We start from the raw sequence: 19,345 nt of genomic DNA, 5'->3' as shown, positions 1-19,345 counted from the left end.
GTCCTCACTCCTTCGAGCTGTCGGCGCCGACCGTGCTGCCGGCGTGCTCGGCGGGGCCGGGCTCGACGAAGCTGTACGGCGGCAGCGGGCCGTTGACCCGCAGTTCCAGGTGGGGGTGGGACTTGCGGACCTGTTCCACCGCGGCCATGAACGCCTCGGCCGACTCGCGGTCCACCAGGAACGACACATTGGCGAGCCAGCCGGTGGACTCGGGGCCCGCGCTGACGGCCGCGGCAGCGGACTCCAGCTCGCGCTGCACCTCGGCCGCGTCCTCGGCCTCCCGTGCCTTCACGGCGGCGACGACCATCTCGCCGAGCCTGAGCTTGTCCTCGTAGGAGCCGCCGCCCGCCTGCCGGTTGGCCTCGGTGAGGGACCGCAGCTCGGGGTTCTCGGCCATCACACGGTGCAGTACGGCCTCTTCGTCGTGGGTCGCCTTGACGTTGTACTCGACCTTGCCGTCCAGCGTCCGCAGCCGTTCCTGGTAGTGCGCGGCGCGTTCGCCGAGGACGTTGACGACGGTCTCGTCGTCGGGTGCGACGCTGCCGAACCGCATGGGCAGCACACAGCCCTCGGCGCCGGCCTCGGCGAGCACCGACTGGTGGGCGAGCAGATCCTTGCGCTTGGGCCGCAGCCCCTCGGGCGCGTCACTCACGACGGCCGCGAGATCACCCGCCGTGAGGACGCGCACGGGCCGCGGCGGGTCGCCGACTCCCGTCAGGTCCTCGGACAGCGAGGCTCCGGAGCCGCCGATGATGCCGTACACATACGTGCTCACTCCTGCTCCTCCTTCCGGCGCGAGGCGGTCGACTTACGGGCGCGCGGCCTGGGCTGCGACTCGCCCTCCTCTCGGGCCTGCTTGAAGGCGTCCGAGACGGTCTGCGCGGCACCGCTCAGCGCGCCCTTGGACTTGCCCCGGGCGCCGGACTCGGTGACCTCACCGACCAGGTCGGGCAGTCCGGGACTGCGGTGCGGACCGGCCTCGAGGTCGAGGCGGTTGCACGCCTCGGCGAAGCGCAGATAGGTGTCGACGCTGGCGACGACGACCCGGATGTCGATCTTGAGGATCTCGATGCCGACCAGGGACACCCGGACGAACGCGTCGATCACCAGGCCCCGGTCGAGGACCAGTTCCAGAACGTCGTAGAGGCCGCTGGTGCCGCCCGAGCCGCCGCTCTGTTGTGCCGGGACAACAGTCATGCCGACCGTGCCTCCTTTTCTGTGAGTGCGAGGGGAAGGAAAGCGCGACCTAGCGGCCGCCGCCCCTGTGCGAGTCGGCCCGCCCGCGTTCGTAACGGCGAACGCGCCGGTAACCCGTGAGTTCGCCCTGCGGGTCCAGATCGACCTGATAGCTCGCCATCAGGCTCATCGTGTCCGGAACCCTGGCGAGCTCGAGGACCTCGACCTCCAGGGACCAGCCGTCCTCCGTCTGTCCGAAGGACGACACCGACTCGGCGGACATGCCGGTGAGCTCCTCGAGCTGGGTGCGCCCGTAACGCAGCACCTCCATGGGCCTCGGCCGGTCTTCCACGGTGTCGCTTTCCGCTCCCTTGGATGATTCCTGTGAGTTCTGTGTGTCTGATGTGTTTTTTGTGTTCGACATGGCCACCTCTTACTCCGGGTGGCCGGATGTCCGTTGGCCAAACCTTCACGACGTAGGTGGGTCAGCCGCGCAACGCGTTGAGCCTGCGCCGGGCGGGGCCAAGAGCGCGGCCCTTGGCCATCACACCGGCCCAGGGATTGGTGCGGGCCTGCTCGACGGCGTCCTCGATGCTCCAGCGGCGGGCGTCCAGGCCCGGGTCGTCGAGCTGGGTCCAGGACATGGGCATGGCGACGGGGGCGCCCCGTTTCGCGCGGACGGTGAACGGCACGACGGCGGTCTGGGCGTAGCCGTTGCGCTGTACGTCCAGGTAGAGCCGCTCGCCGCGGTCCTTCTTGCGGGCGGCGGTGGTGAACTTCTCGGGGTGGGCGGCGGCGAGGGTGTCGGCGACGTCCTTGGCGAATTCCCGCACCTCGTCGAAGTCGTGGTGCCCGGTCACCGGGACCACCACATGCAGACCGCGCGAACCGGTGGTCATCAGCGCGGAGGGCAGTTTCAGCTCGTCGAGCAGCTCCGCCAGCAGCCAGGCCGCCTCGTGGACCGGCGCGAAGTCGTCGTCGAAGGGATCGAGGTCGAAGACCATCCGGTCGGGCTGCTCCACGCGTCCGACGCGGGACAGCCAGCGGTGCAGGGTGAGACAGGCCTGGTCGGCGAGGTAGACCAGGGTGGCGGTGTCGTCGCACACGGTGTGGCGGACGGTGCCGCCCTCCTTGGTCACCTCGACGCGGCTGATCCAGTCGGGATAGCTGTCCGGGGTGTTCTTCTGCATGAACGTCGGGCCGCCGACGCCGTCCGGGAGCCGTTCCAGCATCAGGGGACGGCCGCGCAGATGCGGCAGCATGAAGGGGGCGACGGCCCGGTAGTAGTCGACCAGGTCGGACTTGGTGTACTCCTTGCCCGCCCCGTCGCCGGGGAAGAGGACCTTCTCCGGCCGGTGCACCTCGACGGTGCGGCGACCGGCCCGCACCGTCCGGGTGGCGTCCTCGCTCACCGTACGATCGCCTCCTCCACCAGCAGCCGTGCGGCGGCCGCGATGGACTCGGCGTCGATGCCGGCGGCGTGCAGCTGCTCGTCCGGCGCGGCCGAGCCCGGCATCGTCCGGACGGCCAGGCGCACCAGCCGCGGGACGGGCCGCCCGTCGACGAAGGCGTCGAGCACAGCGTCCCCGAGGCCGCCCTCCTCGTGGTGGTCCTCCACGGTCATCAGACAGCCGGTCTCCTCGGCGGCCCGGCGCAGGGTGAGCCGGTCCACGGGCTTGACCGAGTACAGGTCGACGACCCGGACGGCGATCCCCTGCCCCTGGAGCGCGTCGGCGGCGGCGAGCGCCTCGGGCACGGTGACTCCGGCCGCGACGACGGTCAGCCGGTCCCGGTCGGAGGAGCGCAGCACCTTGCTGCCGCCGACCGGGAACTCCTCGTCGGGCCCGTAGATCACCGGGCTCTTGCCGCGCGAGGTGCGCAGATAGCGGACGCCCTCCAGGCCCGCCATGGCGCCGACGAGGTGCGCGGTCTGGTTGGCGTCGCACGGGTACAGCACGGTCGAGCCGTGCACCGCCCGCATCATCGCCAGGTCCTCCAGACCCATCTGCGAGGGCCCGTCCTGTCCGATGGCGACGCCCGCATGCGAGCCGACCAGGTTGATCCCGGCGCCGCTGACCGAGGCCATGCGCACGAAGTCGTACGCGCGCGTGAGGAAGGCCGCGAAGGTGGAGGCGTACGGCACGAAACCGCGCGCGGCGAGTCCCACGGCCGCAGCGACCATCTGCTGCTCGGCGATGTAGCACTCGAAGTAGCGGTCGGGGTGTTCCTTGGCGAAGAACTCCGCGCGCGTGGAGTCGCTCACCTCGCCGTCCAGGGCGACGACGTCGCCGCGGGCGGTGCCGAGGGCGGCGAGGGCCTGGCCGTAGGCGTCCCGGGTGGCGACGCCGCCCTCGGACCCCTTGTCCCAGCGGGGCAGCTCCAGGTGTCCGGCGCGAACGGCGTGCAGCATGCGGGCGGCGGGCGGCTCGTGCACGTGGATGCGGAGGTCGCGGCGGCCGCCGAGTTCGGCGATCGCCTCGTCGGCGTCGGGCAGCGGCTTGCCGTGCAGGCCCTCACGGTCCTGGACGGCCTCCACGCCCTTGCCCTTGAAGGTGCGGGCGAGGATCACGGTGGGCTGCCCGGAGGTGGAGATCGCCTCGCCGTACGCGCGGTCGACGGCGTCCACGTCGTGTCCGTCCACCTCGATGGTGTGCCAGCCGAAGGCCTGGAAGCGGCGGGCGTAGGCGTCCAGGTCGTGGCCGTGCCGGGTGGGACCGCGCTGGCCGAGCCGGTTGACGTCGACGATGGCGGTGAGGTTGTCGAGGTGCTCGTGCGCGGCGTGCTCGGCGGCCTCCCACACCGATCCCTCGGCGAGTTCGCTGTCCCCGCACAGCACCCACACGCGGTAGCCGGTGCGCTCCAGCCGCTTGCCGGAGAGCGCGATGCCGACACCGACCGGCAGGCCCTGTCCGAGCGATCCGGTGGCCGTCTCGACCCACGGCAGCCGCCGGGGCGTGGGGTGGCCCTCCAGCCGGCTGCCGAGCCCGCGGAAGGTGGCCAGTTCGGCGTCGTCGATCGCGCCGACGGCCTTGTAGGAGGCGTAGAGGAGGGGCGAGGCGTGCCCCTTGGACAGGACGAAGCGGTCGTTCCCGGGGTGGGTGGGGCGGTCGAAGTCGTAGCGCATGTGATGGGCGAGCAGGACGGCCATCAGATCGGCGGCGGACATCGACGACGTCGGATGCCCGGACCCGGCGGCATCGGCCGCGCGGACGCTGTCCACGCGCAGCTGCTGTCCCAGGTCGACGAGTTCGGCGGTGTTCATGAGTCTCCCTCTGCGGGGGTGGCGGGGCGGTCGGGGCGCTTGGCGGGGCCGGGGGCGGTGTCGGTGTCCGGGCCGGGGCCGGGGTTCGCGGCGGGCTCGCCGCCGGGCTGGTTCCTGGCCGGTTCGCCGCCCGGCTGGTTCTTCGCGGGTTCGCCGCCGGGCCGGCCCTTGGCGGGCTCGGCGGTCCCTCCGTTCCCGGTGAGTCCCTCGCTCGCGGCGCTCTGCGCGGGCTTCTCGGCGGGGCGGTCCGCCACGAGCTCCTGTGCGCTCGCGTCCGGCCCCCGCTCGGGCCGCCCCGGCACCCGTGCCAGTTCCGGCGACGCCGTGTCCAACGGCACCGACCAGGACCGGACGAGCCCCAGCTGCACGGCCTGGCGCGGGAGTACGGAGTCCAGCAGCCAGTCCGCGGCGACCCGGACCCGGTTGCCGGGCATCGCCGCGAGGTGGTAGCCGCGGGTGACAAGGCCGGCCAGCGGTCCGGGCAGCGGAACGCCCAGCGGGTTGGCCGCGGCCTTGGCGCCGCCGAGGTCGACGACGAAGCCCAGGTCACGGTGGCGGTACGCGCGGCGGTCGCCGATCCCCAGCGACGCGGCGACGTTCCGGGCCGCGACCTGTCCGTGCCGCCAGGCATGCTGCGCAGTCATCGGGGTGAAGGAACCGGGGTCGTTGAGATCGGGCACCGCGGCCGCGTCCCCGCAGGCGAACACCTCGGGCCGGCCCGGCACCTGGAGGTACGGATCGACGATCAGCCGCCCCCGCTCCAGGGGCTGCCCGACACCCTCCACCAGCGGATCGGGCCGTACGCCGACGCACCACACCAGCGTCCGCGTCTCGACGAACTCCCCGTCGGTCAGCAGGACTCCGTCCTGCGTGGCCTCCTTCACGGAGGTCCCCATGCGGACGTCGACGCCCCGCTCCCGCAGCACCCGGTCGGCGGTGCGGGAGAGCCGTTCGTCCATCTCGGGCAGAACGCGCGGCGCGACGTCGAGCAGCAGCCAGCGCGGCTTCACCCCGTCCCGTGGCGGGCGCCTGCGCGCCTGGGCGTCCGTGTACATCTGCCCGTGCGCGGCGACCTCGGTACCGGTGTAACCGGCGCCGACCACCACGAACGTACTGCGGGCGGCGCTGTCCTTCGCACCGCCCGCGAGTTCCATCTGCCGGGTGACGTGATCGCGCAGATACAGCGCCTCGGGCAGCCCCCGGAACCCGTGCGCGTGCTCGGCGACGCCGGGGATCGGCAGGAGTTTGTTGACGCTGCCGACGGCGATCACCAGCCGGTCGTAGGGCAGCGTGCCGACACCGCCCTCGGGGTCCGTGTAGTGCACGGTGCGCTCGTCCAGGTCGATGCCGTCGGCCTCGCCGAGCACCAGGCGCACCCCGGGCAGCGTGCCCGAGAGGGACACGGTGACCCGGCGCGGCTCCAGGACGCCGGCGGCGACCTGGGGCAGCAGGGGCAGGTACAGGAAGTAGTCGGTCGGGTTGAGCAGGGTGATCTCGGCCTTGTGCCGGGTGAGCCGGGACAGGGTGCGGGCCGTCCGGTACCCGGCGAAACCGGCGCCGACGATCACGATGCGGGGTCGACTCACAGTGCGCCTCCGGGGCTGTCGCGTACCTCGGGAGCCTTCCGCGTAACCCTGGTCAGGGGGCCCAAACGTGTGCCGGTTTCCGTGGATGCCACCGGGTACCCGGACCGCGTCCCGTTCGTGGAACCACCGGAGGCACCCATGCCCGAGTACGGCTACTTCCTGTCCTGCGAGGAGTTCGGCCCCGCGGATCTCGTCGAGCAGGCGAGGATGGCCGAGCAGGCCGGGTTCCGCTCGCTGTGGATCTCGGACCACTTCCACCCGTGGAACGACGCCCAGGGCCAGAGCCCGTTCGTCTGGTCGGTCCTCGGCGCGCTCTCGGAGGCGGTGTCGCTGCCCGTGGAGACGGCGGTGACCTGCCCGACCGTGCGCACGCACCCGGCGGTCGTGGCGCAGGCCGCGGCGACGACGGCGGTGATGACGGAGGGCCGCTTCCGGCTGGGGGTGGGCAGCGGCGAGGCTCTCAACGAGCACATCCTGGGCCACGTCTGGCCGCCCGCGCACATCCGGCTGGAGATGCTGGAGGAGTCGATCCAGATCATGCGCCGGCTCTTCACCGGCGAGGAGGTCAACCACCACGGCACCCACTACACGGTGGAGAACGCCCGCCTCTACACGGTCCCCGACCAGCCCGTCCCCATCGACATCTCCGGTTTCGGCCCGGCGGCGACCTCGCTCGCGGCCCGGGTGGGCGACGGCTACATCACGATGACGCCGGACGAGTCGATGGTGGCCCAGTTCCGCAAGGGCGGCGGGGGCGCCAAGCTGGTCAGCGGCGGGACCAAGGTCTGCTGGGGCACGGACCGCGAGGAGGCCGTACGGACCGTGCACCGGCTGTGGGGGAATCAGTTCCTGCCCGGTGAGATGGCCCAGATCCTGCCCTCGCCGCGCCACTTCGAACAGCTCCAGCCGCTGGTGACCGAGGAGACGGTGCGTGAGAAGGCGGTGTGCGGGGACGACGTCGACGAGCACGTGGCGGCACTGTCCGCGTTCGCCGACGCCGGTTTCGACCGGGTCTACGTCAACCAGATCGGCCCCGACCAGCGCGGCTTCTTCGACTTCTACCGCACCAAGGTGCTGCCCCAGCTGCAGCAGACATGACGATGAAGCTGCGGCTCCCGGCGGTGTCCGTCTACACGGTGCCGACCGACGCCCCCGAGGCCGACGGCACCCTGGCCTGGGATGCCACGACCATGGTGGTCACCGAGGTGACCGCGGGCGACGCGACCGGCACCGGCTGGACGTACGGCCCGCGGGCGGTCGGCGACTTCCTGCGCGGACAGCTGGCCCCGCTGGTGGAGGGCCGCGACGCGCTGGACATCCCCGCCGTGCACGACGCGATGTGCAGGTCGGTGCGGAACGCCGGCCGCCAGGGCATCGCCGCCGGTGCGATCTCGGCCCTGGACATCGCCCTGTGGGACCTCAAGGCCCGCCTCCTGGAGGTCCCCCTCACCGGGCTGCTGGGCGCCGCCCGCCGCCGGGTCCCGGTCTACGGCAGCGGCGGCTTCACCACGTACGACGACACACATATGGCCGCCCAGCTGGGCGGGTGGGTGCACGGGCAGCAGATCCCCCGGGTGAAGATCAAGATCGGCGAGAGCTGGGGCCGGGCGGTCCCGCGTGATCTGGCCCGGGTCCGTGCGGCGCGTCAAGTCATCGGCTCCCGCGCGGAGTTGTACGTCGACGCCAACGGCGCGTACACCCGCAAGCAGGCGGTCCGGGTCGGCGGGGTGCTCGCCGAGCTGGGTGTGGGCTGGTTCGAGGAACCGGTGTCGTCGGACGACCTGACGGGACTGCGCCTGGTGCGGGACGCGGTGGTGTGCGATGTGACGGCGGGCGAATACGGCTACGACCTCCCCTACTTCGCCCGCATGATCGCCGCCGGAGCCGTCGACTGCCTCCAGATCGACGCCACCCGCTGCGGCGGCCTGACGGAGTTCCTGCGCGCCGCCGCGCTGGCCCAGGCCCACGGCCTGGAGGTCTCCACCCACTGCGCCCCGCACGTCCACGCCGCGGCCGCCGCCTGCGTCCCCAACCTCCGCCACATCGAGTGGTTCCACGACCACGTCCGCATCGAGTCGATGCTGTTCGACGGGGCGATGGATCCGACGGGCGGTACGGTCACGCCGGTGACGGGCATCGGTCACGGGCTGACGCTAAGGGTGGAGGAGGCAAGGGAGTTCAGGGTCGCCTGAGGCCGTACGTCGTGTTCAACGCCGTACGAGACGGGCGAGCCTGCGGGCCGCGAGCGCGCTCGCACCCACCACGAGAACCTTCCCCACCTGACCCCGCCGGAGGGACATCCACTCCTGCCGGCTGACCGGACGGGACTCCTCGTCGAAGCGCCCGTGCGCCCCGAAGTCGTGACCGTGCGGGCCGTCGGCCGGGCTCCACAGGTTCGCGGTGGCGCCGTGCGCCCCCTCGTCCTGCTGTGCCTCGAACGCGGTCCGCGCCAGATAGCGGTCCAGCACTCCGGGCAGCACGGCATTGGCGATCAGCGTCGCCGCCGTGGAGCCGCCCACCCAGTACTCCCGCCGCCGTCCATGAGCGGCCGCGTGCACGACCGCGCGGGCCGCCACCTCCGGCTGGTACACCGGTGCGACGGGCCGGGCCTGCCCCGGCATCCGGCTCAACACCCAGTCGAACTGCGGGGTGTTGACGGCGGGCAGCTGCACCATCGTCGTACGGACACCGCTGCGCGCATGCAGCAACTCGCAGCGCAGCGACTCGTTGAAGCCCTGGATGGCGTGCTTGGCACCGCAGTACGCCGACTGCAGCGGAATCCCGCGGTACGCGAGCGCCGAGCCGACCTGCACGATCGTGCCCCGGTCGCGCGGCAGCATGTGCCGCAGCGCGGCCCGGGTGCCGAACACATAGCCCAGGTACGTCACTTCGGTCACCCGGCGGAACTCGTCCGGGGTGATCTCCGTGAACGGCGCGAAGATCCCGGCGAAGGCGTTGTTGACCCACACGTCGATGTGCCCGAACGCGTCGACGACCTTCTGCGCCGCGTCGTCGACCGCCTTGGCGTCGGCCATGTCCACGCTGACGACGAGCGCCTCACCTCCGGCGCGCCGCACCTCGTCCGCCGTCGCGGCGAGGCCCTCGCGTCCGCGGGCCAGCAGGGCGACCCGGTCGCCACGGGCGGCGAAGGCCAGGGCCGTGGCCCGTCCCACGCCGCCGCTGGCCCCGGTCACCACGACGGCCCTGCCCCGACGGTGACGGGGCAGGGCGTTCCGCAGTCCTTCCACCGCGCGTCAGCCCCGGTGGTGCGGCTGCTCGGGGTTGTCGTCGGGACGCGGCGGTACGCCGGGGCCGGGCGTCCCGGCCGCCGGTGTGCCCACGCCGGGCGCGACGGGCGGCACCGGCGGGTACGGCATGCCGGTCCCGCCGGGCGGGGTGGCCGGTGCCCTGCCACCGATGACGTGGTCGCCCTCCGGCGTGGGCCGGGACGGCCGGGCGGCGCCGCGCAGCACATAGGCGGCCACCCCGAGGATCGCCGCGGTGATCAGCGCGGCGGCCCAGTCCGGCAGGCCGAGGGCGAGAGCGAGCCCCACGGCCAGCGCCAGGGCGGCGCCCGCGTAGAGGGCGACGGCGCCGGACGCGGCGTACAGCATGGCCTTGCGGCGCTGCTTGCGCGTCTGCTCGCGCAGTTCCTCGCGTACGGTCTCGCGCGTCACCTGGGCCAACTCCTCGACCAGGTGCTTGTCCAGATGCTCAAGATGATCCAAGCGGTCCATGGCCGACGGGTACCCGTACACCCGTACGCATAACGCGGTCCGTCACGGCCACCCGTACGGCAACGCAACGCACCCCTACAGGAGGAAGAAGAGAAGAGGATGACCGAGCGCACCGACGTAGTGGAGCTGCTCAAGGCGCAGCACACCAGGATCCGAGAACTGCTCGACGAGGTGGCGGCCACCAAGGGCGACGAACGGAAGCATGCCTTCCATGACCTCGTCCGCCTCCTCGCGGTGCACGAGACCGCTGAGGAAGAGGTCGTCCATCCCTTCGCCCGCAAGAACATCGACGGCGGTGAACTCGTCGTCAAGGACCGGATCGAGGAGGAGGAGAAGGCCAAGCGGGTGCTGTCCGAACTGGACGACATGGACCCCGACTCGGCCGAGTTCCTCGACAGGTTCGCGGCTCTGCGCGAGGACGTGCTCACGCACGCCGCGAACGAGGAGCGTCACGAGTTCGCGCACTTCCACAAGGTCGCCGACCGCGGCAGGCTGGAGAACCTGGCCCGTGCCGTGCAGGCCGCCGAGGCCCTGGCGCCGACCCGCCCGCACCCGGGCACCGACAGCGCGGTCAAGAACGTGGCGGTGGGCCCGGTCGCGGCCGTCGTCGACCGCACACGGGACATCGTGCGCAAGGCCATGGGCTGACCCACTGACCCACTGAGGCATGCGTGTCCGGCGGCCGGGGTGCGGGGATCGCGTGAAACGATCTCCTGCCCCGGCCGCCGCTATTAGGCTCGTCCGCATGGACATTCTGGGAGCCACGCTGCGTGTCTGCGTCGACGACCTGGAGACCGCGGTCCCCTTCTACGAACGCCTGGCCGGCGGCCCGGCCCTGCGCTTCGAGCGCGGCGGGGTCCAGGTGGCAGCCGTGGGCTGCTTCCTCCTGATGAGCGGTCCCGAGGCGGAGTTGGAGATCCTGCGCAAGGTCGCGGCCACGATCGCCGTCAAGGACGTGGACGAAGCCCATCGGGTACTGACCGAACTGGGCGCGCACGTCATCGCGGGACCGGTGGGGACACCGGCCGGACGCAATCTGATCGCGATGCATCCGGACGGAGCGGTCTACGAGTACGTGGACCGGCGGGCGTAGACCGGGGTCACCGCATACGGAAGTCGTAGCGGTCCGGGAGCGGTTCGTCGCTGACCCGCTCCCACAGCCGCCCGACGGCCTCCGCGCCTTCCCTCAGATCGGCGACCTCGAAGCCCTCCTCGAACACGGCCCGCGCCTCTTCCCGCCTGCCCTCGGCGACCAGCAGCCCGGCCTCGATGAACCGGAACCGCCCGCGGGCCCGCGTCGCGGGACGCAGCCGCGCCCACACCGACCGGGCGTCCCGCGTACGCCCCACCGCGAGCAGCGCCTCGATGGCCTCGCGGCCGAGCGCGGCCGTGGCCGCCGTCCAGGCCTCCCCCGCGTCGCGCCGCTCCCGGCACAGGTCGTCGAAGGCCTCGGCGTACCGTTCGGCAGCCCGCTCACGGTTGCCGACCTCCTGGTCGGCAACGGCCAGGCAGCGCAGCAACGGCCAGACGGACGGGGCGAGTTCAAGGGCCCGCTCCCAGCTCCGCACCGCCTGCGCCCGGTCGCCCGCGTGCCACTGGGCGACGCCGAGGTGGTACTCGCCGTGCGGGCCCGCGGGCGCGGTCTCCAGCATGTCCCGCCAGTGCGGGGCCACGAGCGTCCCGCCGGGCGGCCGCACCCTTCGCGGCTCGGGCAGCGCTCCGGCCCGCAGCAGCTCCAGCCAGGGTTCCTGCGCCTCGCCGAGGGTGCTGTCGTCGAACGGCGTGCCGGGCAACTTCAGGTCGGCGCGCATCACTTCGAGGGCGCCCCAGCCGGAGCCGGTGGCCAGGATCTCGCCGGGTGCGTTGTCGGCGTGCGGTTTCCAGGCGGCGTACGCGGCGTCGACGTCGGCGCGCGGAAGGACGGCTTCGAGCCGCTCCTCCGCCTTGTCCGCCTGTGCCGTGGAGTGCAGCGGCCCGTACGCCTCCAGCCACGACACCTCGCTCTCCGGCTCCAGCCGTACGTGCTCCAACTGGGTACGGGCGAGGCCCGCCTGGATCTCGCAGTAGCCTTCGGTGCCGGGTTCGGTGAGCCATTCCTGCCAGCGTCGCCCGCCCGGCCCTGACCCCCAGACGAACAGCTTGCGTCCGCGCAGTACGTCGGTGGACGTCTGCACCAGTCCGTGACCGTCCTCGTCGAGGGCGGCGATCCAGCGGCGCCGGGCGTCGGGAATATCGTAGAAGTAGTCGGCCGCGTGCGGGAGTTGCCGGATCTCCTCGTACGACGGCACGGGCACCGTCCGCAGTCGTCGCTCGTAGCCGAAATGCCAGGCCTCCTGGGCCGGTGCGAGGACCCGGCGTCGCTCCGGAACGGCGATGTTGGACCACCAGTACGTCGGCACCGGCGTCTCGTGCGGATTGCGGATACGGACGCCGACGTACAGGAAGTCGGAGCCGTCCGGCAGCCAGAGGTCGACCTGGAAGGGCAGGTCGCGCAGCCGTTCCCACTCCCACAGGCGCAGCATCTCTCCGCCGTCGGGGGCGGGGACGCGGGCGGCGTGCAGGGGTGCGCAGGCGAGGGTGGTGTGGCCGGTGGCGCCGATGTTCCATTCGATGCCGCCGGAGAACCAGGCGCCGTTGAGGGCGATCGCGGCGGGCTGGAACACCGGGTTGCGGTACAGGAGTTCGCGGTCGGAGGGCTTGTGGAGGAGGGAGGCGATCCGGCCGCCGAGACCGGGGAGCACGGTGGCCCGCAGCCGGTCGTTCTCGATCACGAGGGCGTCGATCCCGCGCGGCGCGCGCACCCGCTCGTAGCCGTCCCGCAGGTGCACGGGAAGCAGGCTGCGCAGGGGCCCGTAGCCGATCTGGCGGGCCATGTCCGGGGGCAGGTCGTCGCGGTCGTCGACGCGGTGGAGCTCGTCGAGCGGCCGCAGCGGGGGCAGGGGGTTGTCGGGCCCCAGCTCCGCGGCGGGCAGCGTCAGTACCTCACGTCGGATCGTCGTCACGATCGCCATGGAAGCCGCTCGCCGGGGAGCTGAACAGGGGCACTACAGGTCAGGATTGCGCAAAGGCGGACACCACGATGTCGGCGAGGAGGGCGCCCGCCGTGCCGTCCGGGTCGAGATCGGGGTCGTAGATGGTGACGTTCAGCCCGACGCAGTGCGCGGATCCGACCAACGGCCGCAGCAGCTCGACGAGTTCGTCGGGCAGGAGTCCGTCCGGGTCGGGGCTGTCCACGGCCGGCATGACGGACGGATCGAGGACGTCTGCGTCCAAGTGCACCCAGAATCCGTCGAGTTCGGGGATCTCGAAGGCCTGGGCCGTGGCCCGGGCCGGCGCGTCCGCGCCCCACTCGCGGATGTCCCCGACGGTGACGACGGGGATCTTGAGGGTGGCGAGTTCACCGCGGTCGTCCTCGAACGCGTCGCGGTTGCCGAAGAGCCGTACGTCCTCGTCCCTCAGGTAAGGCTTCAGCCCCTCCAGGTTCGTCAGGTCCTCCTGCCCACGCCCCGTCGCCAGCGCCATCTCCTCACCGCCGGCCGCACCGATCCGCTCGGAGTTGCCGGGGTGGCGGAAGTCGGCGGAGGCGTCCACGGCGGCCAGGCCGTACCGGCCCAGGCGGCGCAGCGCGAGGGAGGCGCCGAGCTGGATCGAGCAGTCACCGCCGAGCACCACCGGGAACTCCCCGGCGCGCACATGGCGTTCGATGCGGTCGGCGAGCTTCACCGTGTAGGCGGCGATGGCGGCCGCGTTGAAGACGCCGTCGCCCTCCTGCCACTCCCCCCGGTCGTAGCGCGGCGGCACCACCACCCCGCCTTCCAGCGCGCCGAGCCGGTGCACGATCCGCTGCTCGCGCAGGGCACCGGCGAGCTTGTAGCAGCCCGGGACGGTTCCCGGCGCGGGCGGACGCAGCCCGAGATTGGACGGGGCGTCCAGCACCACCCTGGTACGCATCGGCCTCACTTCCGGATCATCTCGGCGGTGACGGCCCATCGCTCGTGGTCGCGCCAGGCCCCGTCGATGTAGAGCATCTTCGGCGAGAAGCCCTCCCGGCGGAAGCCGCAGCTGCGGGCGAGGGCGATCGAGGCGGTATTGCCGGGCTGCACGTTGATCTCCAGCCGGTGCAGTCGCATCCCGCCGAAGGCGTAGCGCACGACCAGCCCCAGCCCCTCCCGCATCAGACCGCGCCCGGCGGCATGCGCGAAGGCCCCGTATCCGAGCGCCCCGCACAGGAAGGCACCCTCGACGATGTTGTTGATGTTGATGAACCCGGCGACGGCCCCCTCGCCGTGCTCCCCGTCCTTCTCGCAGACCAGGAACCCCGCCTTGGTCGGGTCCTCGATCAGCCGGCCCGCGTACGCGGTGAACGCGTTGGCGTTGTCCGGCGGGAAGAGCCAGGGTTGGTGCAGTTCCTTGCTCTCGCGGGCCCGGGCGGTGAACTCGGCACCGTCCTCGTAGGTGATGTGGCGTATGCCCACGCGGGGGCCCTCGACGAGATAGCGGGAGGCGGTGTGCGGCATCCCGTCACCTTACGACGGACTAGCGGCGGCGCTTCATGAAATACGCCCCGCACAGGGCGCCGATGACGCCGGTGGCCAGCAGCGCCATCCACAGGGGCATCGTCACCTCGGGGATCAGCAGTCGGATCCTGGTGGCGCGGGTGTTCTCGAAGATGAAGATCAGGGCGAGGACGGCGAGCAGCAGGACGACCACCCGGGCGGGCGTCACGGGGCCACCCTTGCCGCTGGTGGCACCGCCGCTCTCGGAGGTCTTCGGGCTCATGCGACCAGGGTGGGCCCGAAGACCCGGCCTCGCGCGGCGGGGCCGCCCACCGGGTGAATCAGCCGCCGGCCACCGGCAGCTCCAGCACTCCGGTGTTCCCGGGCGAGCTGACCACGGTCACCGGTTTGATCCCCCGGTTGCCGACGTAGGCGTCGTCGCTCGCCGCGACCACGAACCGCAGCCGGTGCCCCTTCTCGTACCGGTGCACGATCCCCGGCAGGGTCACGGTGAAGCTCCTGGTCACGTCGGGCACCCGGACCGGTGCGACGAGCCGGTGCACCAGCGTCCTGGTGCCGTCGGGCGCGATGTCGTACAGCTTGGCGAACAGGACGAGCTTGTCGGCGGCGTCCGAGGAGTTCTGCGTCCGCTCGGCCTTCGGCGAGACCACCTTGAGCGTGGCCTTCGGCGCGCCCACGACGTCGGTGGTCCGGGTGAGCGGCTCACTGGTCCAGCCGAGGTAGGTGCCCTCGGTGTCGTAGGGCGCCGGGTCCGGCAGGCCGATCACCCCGGCCAGCGAGCTCTCCGAGTGGCTGGTGGGGACGAGCCGGTTCGTGTACGTCCGGCTGCCGGGGGCCACCTCGGAGCGGGTGCCGACGAGCTTGCCGTCGCCGGACAGGTACAGCTTCCGGTTGAGTGCGGGCAGCTTGTCGGCGGTGGCGTAGGTGCCGGCCGGGTCGGTGATCCAGTCGCGGTAGTAGGCGAAGGCCGGTCCGGTGCCGGCGCCCTTCGTCTTGTGGAGGTAGCGGTCGAACCAGGCGAGGATCCGCTTGCCGACGTAGGTGGACTCCAGATTCCCCTGGCCGAGATCGAGCTCGCCCGCCGCCGTGCCGCCGCTGTGGCCCCAGGACTGCCAGATCATCTTGGCCGGTGTGCCCTGCTTCTTGAGGGTCTTGTACGTCGCCGTCGCCTCGTTGAGGTTGAAGAGGCTGTCGGCCTGTCCCTGGACGAGCAGCGTGGGTGCCTTCACACGGCTGAGGTAGCTGACCGGGGAGACGCTGCGGGAGTAGGCGAGCAGTTCGGCGGTGCGGTCGGCGGGGTAGCTGCCGGAGTTCAGGGCGCGGACGGTCCGGCAGGCGTCGGTGACGAAGTGCAGACAGTCCAGGGAGTTGATCCGGGAGGGGTCGAGGTTGGGCGCCGTCAGCGGCTGGCTCTCGCCGATCAGATAGAAGCCGTTGGCCCACTGCCATTTGAAGGCGCCGGGCACCGCGCCGTGGGCGCCGGCGTTGTTCGGGTCGAGGGAGTAGGCCAGGTCGTTCCAGGTGATCAGCGGGACGAGCGCGTCGACGCGGTGGTCGACGGCCGCGGTCGCCATCTGGATCGCGCCGCCGTAGGAGCCGCCGATCATGCCGACGCGTGGGTCGCCCTTGCCGTCGAGGGTGACGAAGTCGGCCTGGGTGCCGTCGTCGGCGGCCCGCTTCCCGGCGAGGAAGTCGACCAGCTGGGAGGCGGCCTTGCCGTCGATGTCCGGGTCGTCGAGCGAGATCAGGCAGCCGGAGCCGCCGAAGCCGAGCCCGGAGTAGACGAGCGAGACATAGCCCCGCTCGGCGAAGGCCTTGCCGATGCCGTCCGTGGAACCGTCGGACTTGCTGCCGCCGAATCCGTTGGTGGCGAGCACGGCGGGGGCGCGGCCGGCACCGGTGGGCCGGTACAGATCGGCGTCGATCGTGCAGGTGCGGTCGCCTGCCCGCACGGTGAACTTCAGGGCCGTGACGGTGTACGGGCCGGTGGCGGGGGCGGGGGTGGCGAGTGTGGCACCGAGCAGGAGAGCGAGCGGAACGCTGTATCCGAGCACACGACGAGACACGAGACCTCCACGCTGAGGACAACTCGGCTTACCGGCCGGTAAGAACCGGCCAGTAGTCAGGGTGTGACACGTGTCAAAGGAGGTCAATCACCGGGACGGGTGTTTTCTTGACGATGATTCAGCGCAGGGCCGGTTCGTCGAGCGTCAACGTGCGCGCGTCGGCGTCCAGTTCGGCCGCCACTCCGAAGGGCATGGTCAGCGCCCCGTCGCAGTGCCCGAACCCGAACTCCTCCACGACCGGTACTCCGAGCCCGCCGAGCCGGTCGGCGAGCAGCGCCCGTACCGTCTCCTCGGGACCGCACTCCCGCCACGACCCGAGCAGCACCCCTCGTACCCCGTCGAACCAGCCGCCGCGCAGGAGTTGGGTGAGATAGCGGTCCAGGCGGTACGTCTCCTCCCCCACGTCCTCCAGGCACAGCAGCCCGCCGCGCGCGGAGGGCCGGGCGTGCGGGGTGCCCCGTTCGGCGGCGAGCAGACACAGGCAGCCGCCGAGCGTGACGCCCCGCGCCCGCCCGGGGACCAGGGTCCTGCCGCCGGAGACGATCGTGCGGACGGTCTCCGGTGCGAAGAGCGTGGCCTTGAGGTGCTCCTGTGCCCGGGCGTTCTTGATGAAGTCGATCCCCGCGGCCATCGGCCCGTGGAGCGTGACCAGGCCCAGCCGGGTGGCGAACGCCTCGTGCAGCGCGGTGATGTCGCTGAAGCCGACGAACACCTTCGGCCCGGCCGCCCGCATCGCCTCCCAGTCGAGCAGGTCGGTCATCCGCTGCACGCCGTACCCGCCCCGCGCGCACAGCACCGCGTCGACGGACGGGTCGCACCAGGCGCTCTGCAGATCGGCGGCCCGGTCCGCGTCGGTGCCCGCCAGGTAGTCGAGGTCGCCGTGCCGCTCCAGCACATGGGGGCCGACCACGGGGTCGAGGTCCCAGCCGCGCAGGATGTCGAGTCCGGCCTGCAGCCGCTCCTCGGGAACGGGTCCGCTGGGCGCGACGACGGCCACGCGGGCGCCGGGCGCGAGTCGGGAGGGCCGGACGGATCTGTTCACTTGTCGAGCTCCAGGGTCGGGATGGCGGGCGGGTTCAGGACGAAGACCTGGGCGTAGAGGGAGAGTTCGGACTCCAGCGCCCGGGTCATGGTCTCCGCCCGCCGGAACCCGTGCCCCTCCCCCTCGAAGGCGATGTACGCGTGCGGCACCCGCCGGCCCTCCATGCGGGCCAGGAACCGCTCGCACTGGACGGGCGGGCAGATCACGTCGTCCAGGCCCTGCATCAGCAGGAAAGGCGCGGTGATCCGGTCGGCGTGCTCGGTGGGCGAGCGCTCCGCGTACCGTGCGGGCACCTCGGCGAAGGGGCCGACCAGGGTCTCCAGGTACTGCGACTCGAAGTCGTGGGTCTCGCCCTCGCCCCAGCCAGTCAGATCGAGGACGGGATAGATGACGGTGCCGCAGGCGTAGACGTCGGTCGCGGCGAGGGAGACGGCCGCGGTCCAGCCGCCGGCACTGCCGCCGCGGATCGCCAGCCGGTCGCGGTCGGCGGTGCCCTCGTCGGCGAGGGCCTGGGCGACGGCCGCGCAGTCCTCGACATCGACCACGCCCCACTGCTCGCGCAGCCGGTTGCGGTACTCCCGGCCGTGCCCGGTGGAGCCGCCGTAGTTGACCTCGACGACGCCGATGCCGCGCGAGGTGAAGTAGGCGATCGCCAGGTCGAGGACGAGGGGGGCGCGGCTGGTGGGTCCGCCGTGTGCCCAGACGACGTACGGCGGCAGTTCGTCGCCGGGGGCCACGCAGGTGGGGTGGTGGGGCGGGTAGACGTGGGCGTGGATGTCACGTCCGGCGGGTCCGGTGAAGGTGCGGATCTGCGGCTCGGGGTAGTACGCGGGGTCCACGGCGTCGTCGTGTCCGGCGCCGATCACCCGGGCCCGGCCGGTGCGGGTGTCCAGCTCCACCAGTTCGTGGGCGCTGCGCGGGCTGGCGCCGACGGCGACGACCCGCTCGCCGTGCACCGCGAGGGTGGGCGCGAACTCGGTCCAGGGGCCCGCCGCGTCGACGACCTCCGCGGTCTCGGGGTCCAGTATTCCGAGCGCGGTGGCGCCGCGGCCGTGCACGACGGCGATCAGACCGCTCTCCAGCGGGGCGAACCAGCGCTGGCCCAGCTTCCAGAGCGGACCGCCGAACTCCTCCTCGCGCCGGCACAGCGGTTCGCCGTCGCGGTAGAGGTTCCACCAGCCGGTGCGGTCGCTCGTGTACAGCAGGGCCCCGTCGTGGGCCCAGTCCACCTGGACGATCGACTCCTCGGGTCCCCCGGCGATGGTCCGGGGTTCGCCGAGGGTGCCGTCGGCCCGGACGCCGGTGAGCACCAGCTCCGTGCCGTCCCACGGCATCCGCGGATGGTCCCAGGCGAGCCAGGCCGCGCTGCGCCCGTCGGGTGAGATCCGGGGGCCGGTCACGAACCGGTGCCGGGCGTCGGTGAGTTCGCGCACGGCGTCCCGGTCCTGGGCGGCCGAGCCGTCCAGCGGCACCGCGGCCGGCACCCGGCGCACATCGCCGGGCCCGTCGCCGGTGAACTCCTCCAACACACACCACACTTCACCGCGGTCCGGGAGCAGCACCGGGTCCGCCCAGCGCAGGCCGCCGCCGACCGGGGAGACCGGGGTGAGGGGTCTGGGGTCGCCGTCCGGCGCGTACCGGTACAGCCGCTGGTCGGCGAAGTTCACGAAGACCACGAGCGGTCGGCCGTCCACGACGGTCCCCGCCCAGGGCTGTCCGCCGTACTCGATGACCCGGCTGCGGACGTTCCACGGCGCCGGCAGCACCGACTCCGTCGCGCCGTCGGTGCGCCGCCGCACCAGCGTGCGCCGGCCGCCCTCGGTGGGGCGTGGCTCGGTCCACCAGGCCTCGTCGCCGACGAAGCCCACGAACTCGGGATGCCCGTCGTGCGCGGCGGCCAGTGCCGCGTCGATCGGCGAGGGCCAGGAACCGTACGCCAGCGTCTCCACTTCTCCCCCA

General features: G+C 72.3%; 19 protein-coding genes. 4 read left to right on the top strand and 15 right to left on the bottom strand.

Annotated features, from left to right (window positions below; translation table 11 throughout):
• Positions 1-4: 4 nt before the first annotated feature.
• The 6 genes from OG381_RS37865 to OG381_RS37840 form a co-directional block, all read right to left on the bottom strand.
• Complete coding sequence (locus OG381_RS37865) at positions 5-775, bottom strand: GvpL/GvpF family gas vesicle protein (protein WP_327720475.1); 771 nt, start codon at positions 773-775, stop codon at positions 5-7.
• Positions 772-1,197 (bottom strand): gas vesicle structural protein GvpA, encoded by a 426-nt coding sequence (locus tag OG381_RS37860; RefSeq protein ID WP_327720473.1) that lies wholly within the window; start codon positions 1,195-1,197, stop codon positions 772-774. The genes OG381_RS37865 and OG381_RS37860 overlap by 4 nt, the downstream gene beginning before the upstream one ends.
• Positions 1,198-1,246: 49 nt before the next feature.
• Complete coding sequence (locus OG381_RS37855; RefSeq protein WP_327720472.1) at positions 1,247-1,600, bottom strand: gas vesicle protein GvpO; 354 nt, start codon at positions 1,598-1,600, stop codon at positions 1,247-1,249.
• A 61-nt stretch (positions 1,601-1,661) separates the two neighbouring features.
• The gene (ligD, locus tag OG381_RS37850) at positions 1,662-2,588 is read right to left on the bottom strand and encodes a non-homologous end-joining DNA ligase (RefSeq protein ID WP_327720471.1); all 927 of its coding nucleotides are present in this window, start codon (positions 2,586-2,588) and stop codon (positions 1,662-1,664) included.
• Positions 2,585-4,438 carry a transketolase gene (locus OG381_RS37845; protein ID WP_327720470.1) on the bottom strand — a complete coding sequence of 618 codons (1,854 nt, stop codon included), beginning with the start codon at positions 4,436-4,438 and terminating at the stop codon, positions 2,585-2,587. Before OG381_RS37845 ends, ligD begins: the two co-directional genes overlap by 4 nt.
• Complete coding sequence (locus OG381_RS37840; RefSeq protein ID WP_327720469.1) at positions 4,435-6,024, bottom strand: NAD(P)/FAD-dependent oxidoreductase; 1,590 nt, start codon at positions 6,022-6,024, stop codon at positions 4,435-4,437. The genes OG381_RS37845 and OG381_RS37840 overlap by 4 nt, the downstream gene beginning before the upstream one ends.
• Positions 6,025-6,162: 138 nt before the next feature.
• Between OG381_RS37840 and OG381_RS37835 the strand changes: the two genes are divergently transcribed.
• Together OG381_RS37835 and OG381_RS37830 are read left to right on the top strand one after the other, a co-directional pair.
• Positions 6,163-7,122 carry an LLM class F420-dependent oxidoreductase gene (locus tag OG381_RS37835; RefSeq protein ID WP_327722661.1) on the top strand — a complete coding sequence of 320 codons (960 nt, stop codon included), beginning with the start codon at positions 6,163-6,165 and terminating at the stop codon, positions 7,120-7,122.
• Positions 7,123-7,124: 2 nt separating this feature from the next.
• Entirely contained in the window at positions 7,125-8,216 is a 1,092-nt protein-coding gene (locus OG381_RS37830) for an enolase C-terminal domain-like protein (protein ID WP_327722660.1), read from the top strand.
• Between the two features lie 15 nt (positions 8,217-8,231).
• Here the strand turns inward: OG381_RS37830 and OG381_RS37825 are convergent, their stop codons facing one another.
• Both OG381_RS37825 and OG381_RS37820 read right to left on the bottom strand, forming a co-directional pair.
• Entirely contained in the window at positions 8,232-9,221 is a 990-nt protein-coding gene (locus OG381_RS37825) for an SDR family oxidoreductase (protein ID WP_443061966.1), read from the bottom strand.
• Positions 9,222-9,278: 57 nt separating this feature from the next.
• Entirely contained in the window at positions 9,279-9,761 is a 483-nt protein-coding gene (locus OG381_RS37820; RefSeq protein ID WP_327720468.1) for a phage holin family protein, read from the bottom strand.
• Between the two features lie 99 nt (positions 9,762-9,860).
• Between OG381_RS37820 and OG381_RS37815 the strand changes: the two genes are divergently transcribed.
• Both OG381_RS37815 and OG381_RS37810 read left to right on the top strand, forming a co-directional pair.
• A complete protein-coding gene (locus tag OG381_RS37815) occupies positions 9,861-10,409 on the top strand; it encodes a hemerythrin domain-containing protein (RefSeq protein WP_327720467.1) in 549 nt (182 codons plus the stop codon).
• 97 nt (positions 10,410-10,506) lie between these two features.
• Entirely contained in the window at positions 10,507-10,854 is a 348-nt protein-coding gene (locus OG381_RS37810) for a VOC family protein (protein WP_307023971.1), read from the top strand.
• Between the two features lie 7 nt (positions 10,855-10,861).
• Here the strand turns inward: OG381_RS37810 and OG381_RS37805 are convergent, their stop codons facing one another.
• The 7 genes from OG381_RS37805 to OG381_RS37775 all read right to left on the bottom strand — a co-directional run bounded on the left by OG381_RS37805 (position 10,862) and on the right by OG381_RS37775 (position 19,335).
• The gene (locus tag OG381_RS37805; protein WP_327720466.1) at positions 10,862-12,772 is read right to left on the bottom strand and encodes a DUF5107 domain-containing protein; all 1,911 of its coding nucleotides are present in this window, start codon (positions 12,770-12,772) and stop codon (positions 10,862-10,864) included.
• 40 nt (positions 12,773-12,812) lie between these two features.
• Entirely contained in the window at positions 12,813-13,712 is a 900-nt protein-coding gene (locus OG381_RS37800) for an arginase family protein (RefSeq protein WP_327720465.1), read from the bottom strand.
• Positions 13,713-13,717: 5 nt separating this feature from the next.
• Positions 13,718-14,278 carry a GNAT family N-acetyltransferase gene (locus OG381_RS37795; protein WP_327720464.1) on the bottom strand — a complete coding sequence of 187 codons (561 nt, stop codon included), beginning with the start codon at positions 14,276-14,278 and terminating at the stop codon, positions 13,718-13,720.
• A 19-nt stretch (positions 14,279-14,297) separates the two neighbouring features.
• Positions 14,298-14,540, bottom strand: coding sequence for a LapA family protein (locus OG381_RS37790; RefSeq protein WP_327720463.1), 243 nt, complete (start codon positions 14,538-14,540; stop codon positions 14,298-14,300).
• 58 nt (positions 14,541-14,598) lie between these two features.
• Entirely contained in the window at positions 14,599-16,344 is a 1,746-nt protein-coding gene (locus OG381_RS37785; RefSeq protein WP_443061965.1) for a CocE/NonD family hydrolase, read from the bottom strand.
• Between the two features lie 118 nt (positions 16,345-16,462).
• A complete protein-coding gene (locus OG381_RS37780) occupies positions 16,463-17,386 on the bottom strand; it encodes a S66 peptidase family protein (RefSeq protein ID WP_327720462.1) in 924 nt (307 codons plus the stop codon).
• Positions 17,383-19,335 carry a dipeptidyl-peptidase 5 gene (locus tag OG381_RS37775; RefSeq protein ID WP_327720461.1) on the bottom strand — a complete coding sequence of 651 codons (1,953 nt, stop codon included), beginning with the start codon at positions 19,333-19,335 and terminating at the stop codon, positions 17,383-17,385. Before OG381_RS37775 ends, OG381_RS37780 begins: the two co-directional genes overlap by 4 nt.
• Positions 19,336-19,345 lie beyond the last annotated feature (10 nt).

The sequence above is a fragment of the Streptomyces sp. NBC_00490 genome (genome assembly GCF_036013645.1).
Taxonomy (GTDB): domain Bacteria; phylum Actinomycetota; class Actinomycetes; order Streptomycetales; family Streptomycetaceae; genus Streptomyces; species Streptomyces canus_F.
Note: the sequence above shows the minus strand (reverse complement) of the source record. Positions and strands in the feature narration are given on the sequence as shown.

What these genes read in the sequence shown, in the direction of transcription:
- OG381_RS37860 (WP_327720473.1), bottom strand. Translation starts at nt 1,197, where the DNA reads ATGACTGTTGTCCCGGCACAACAGAGCGGCGGCTCGGGCGGCACCAGC.
- OG381_RS37855 (WP_327720472.1), bottom strand. Translation starts at nt 1,600, where the DNA reads ATGTCGAACACAAAAAACACATCAGACACACAGAACTCACAGGAATCA.
- OG381_RS37845 (WP_327720470.1), bottom strand. Translation starts at nt 4,438, where the DNA reads ATGAACACCGCCGAACTCGTCGACCTGGGACAGCAGCTGCGCGTGGAC.
- OG381_RS37835 (WP_327722661.1), top strand. Translation starts at nt 6,163, where the DNA reads ATGCCCGAGTACGGCTACTTCCTGTCCTGCGAGGAGTTCGGCCCCGCG.
- OG381_RS37830 (WP_327722660.1), top strand. Translation starts at nt 7,125, where the DNA reads ATGAAGCTGCGGCTCCCGGCGGTGTCCGTCTACACGGTGCCGACCGAC.
- OG381_RS37820 (WP_327720468.1), bottom strand. Translation starts at nt 9,761, where the DNA reads ATGGACCGCTTGGATCATCTTGAGCATCTGGACAAGCACCTGGTCGAG.
- OG381_RS37815 (WP_327720467.1), top strand. Translation starts at nt 9,861, where the DNA reads ATGACCGAGCGCACCGACGTAGTGGAGCTGCTCAAGGCGCAGCACACC.
- OG381_RS37810 (WP_307023971.1), top strand. Translation starts at nt 10,507, where the DNA reads ATGGACATTCTGGGAGCCACGCTGCGTGTCTGCGTCGACGACCTGGAG.
- OG381_RS37805 (WP_327720466.1), bottom strand. Translation starts at nt 12,772, where the DNA reads ATGGCGATCGTGACGACGATCCGACGTGAGGTACTGACGCTGCCCGCC.
- OG381_RS37800 (WP_327720465.1), bottom strand. Translation starts at nt 13,712, where the DNA reads ATGCGTACCAGGGTGGTGCTGGACGCCCCGTCCAATCTCGGGCTGCGT.
- OG381_RS37795 (WP_327720464.1), bottom strand. Translation starts at nt 14,278, where the DNA reads ATGCCGCACACCGCCTCCCGCTATCTCGTCGAGGGCCCCCGCGTGGGC.
- OG381_RS37790 (WP_327720463.1), bottom strand. Translation starts at nt 14,540, where the DNA reads ATGAGCCCGAAGACCTCCGAGAGCGGCGGTGCCACCAGCGGCAAGGGT.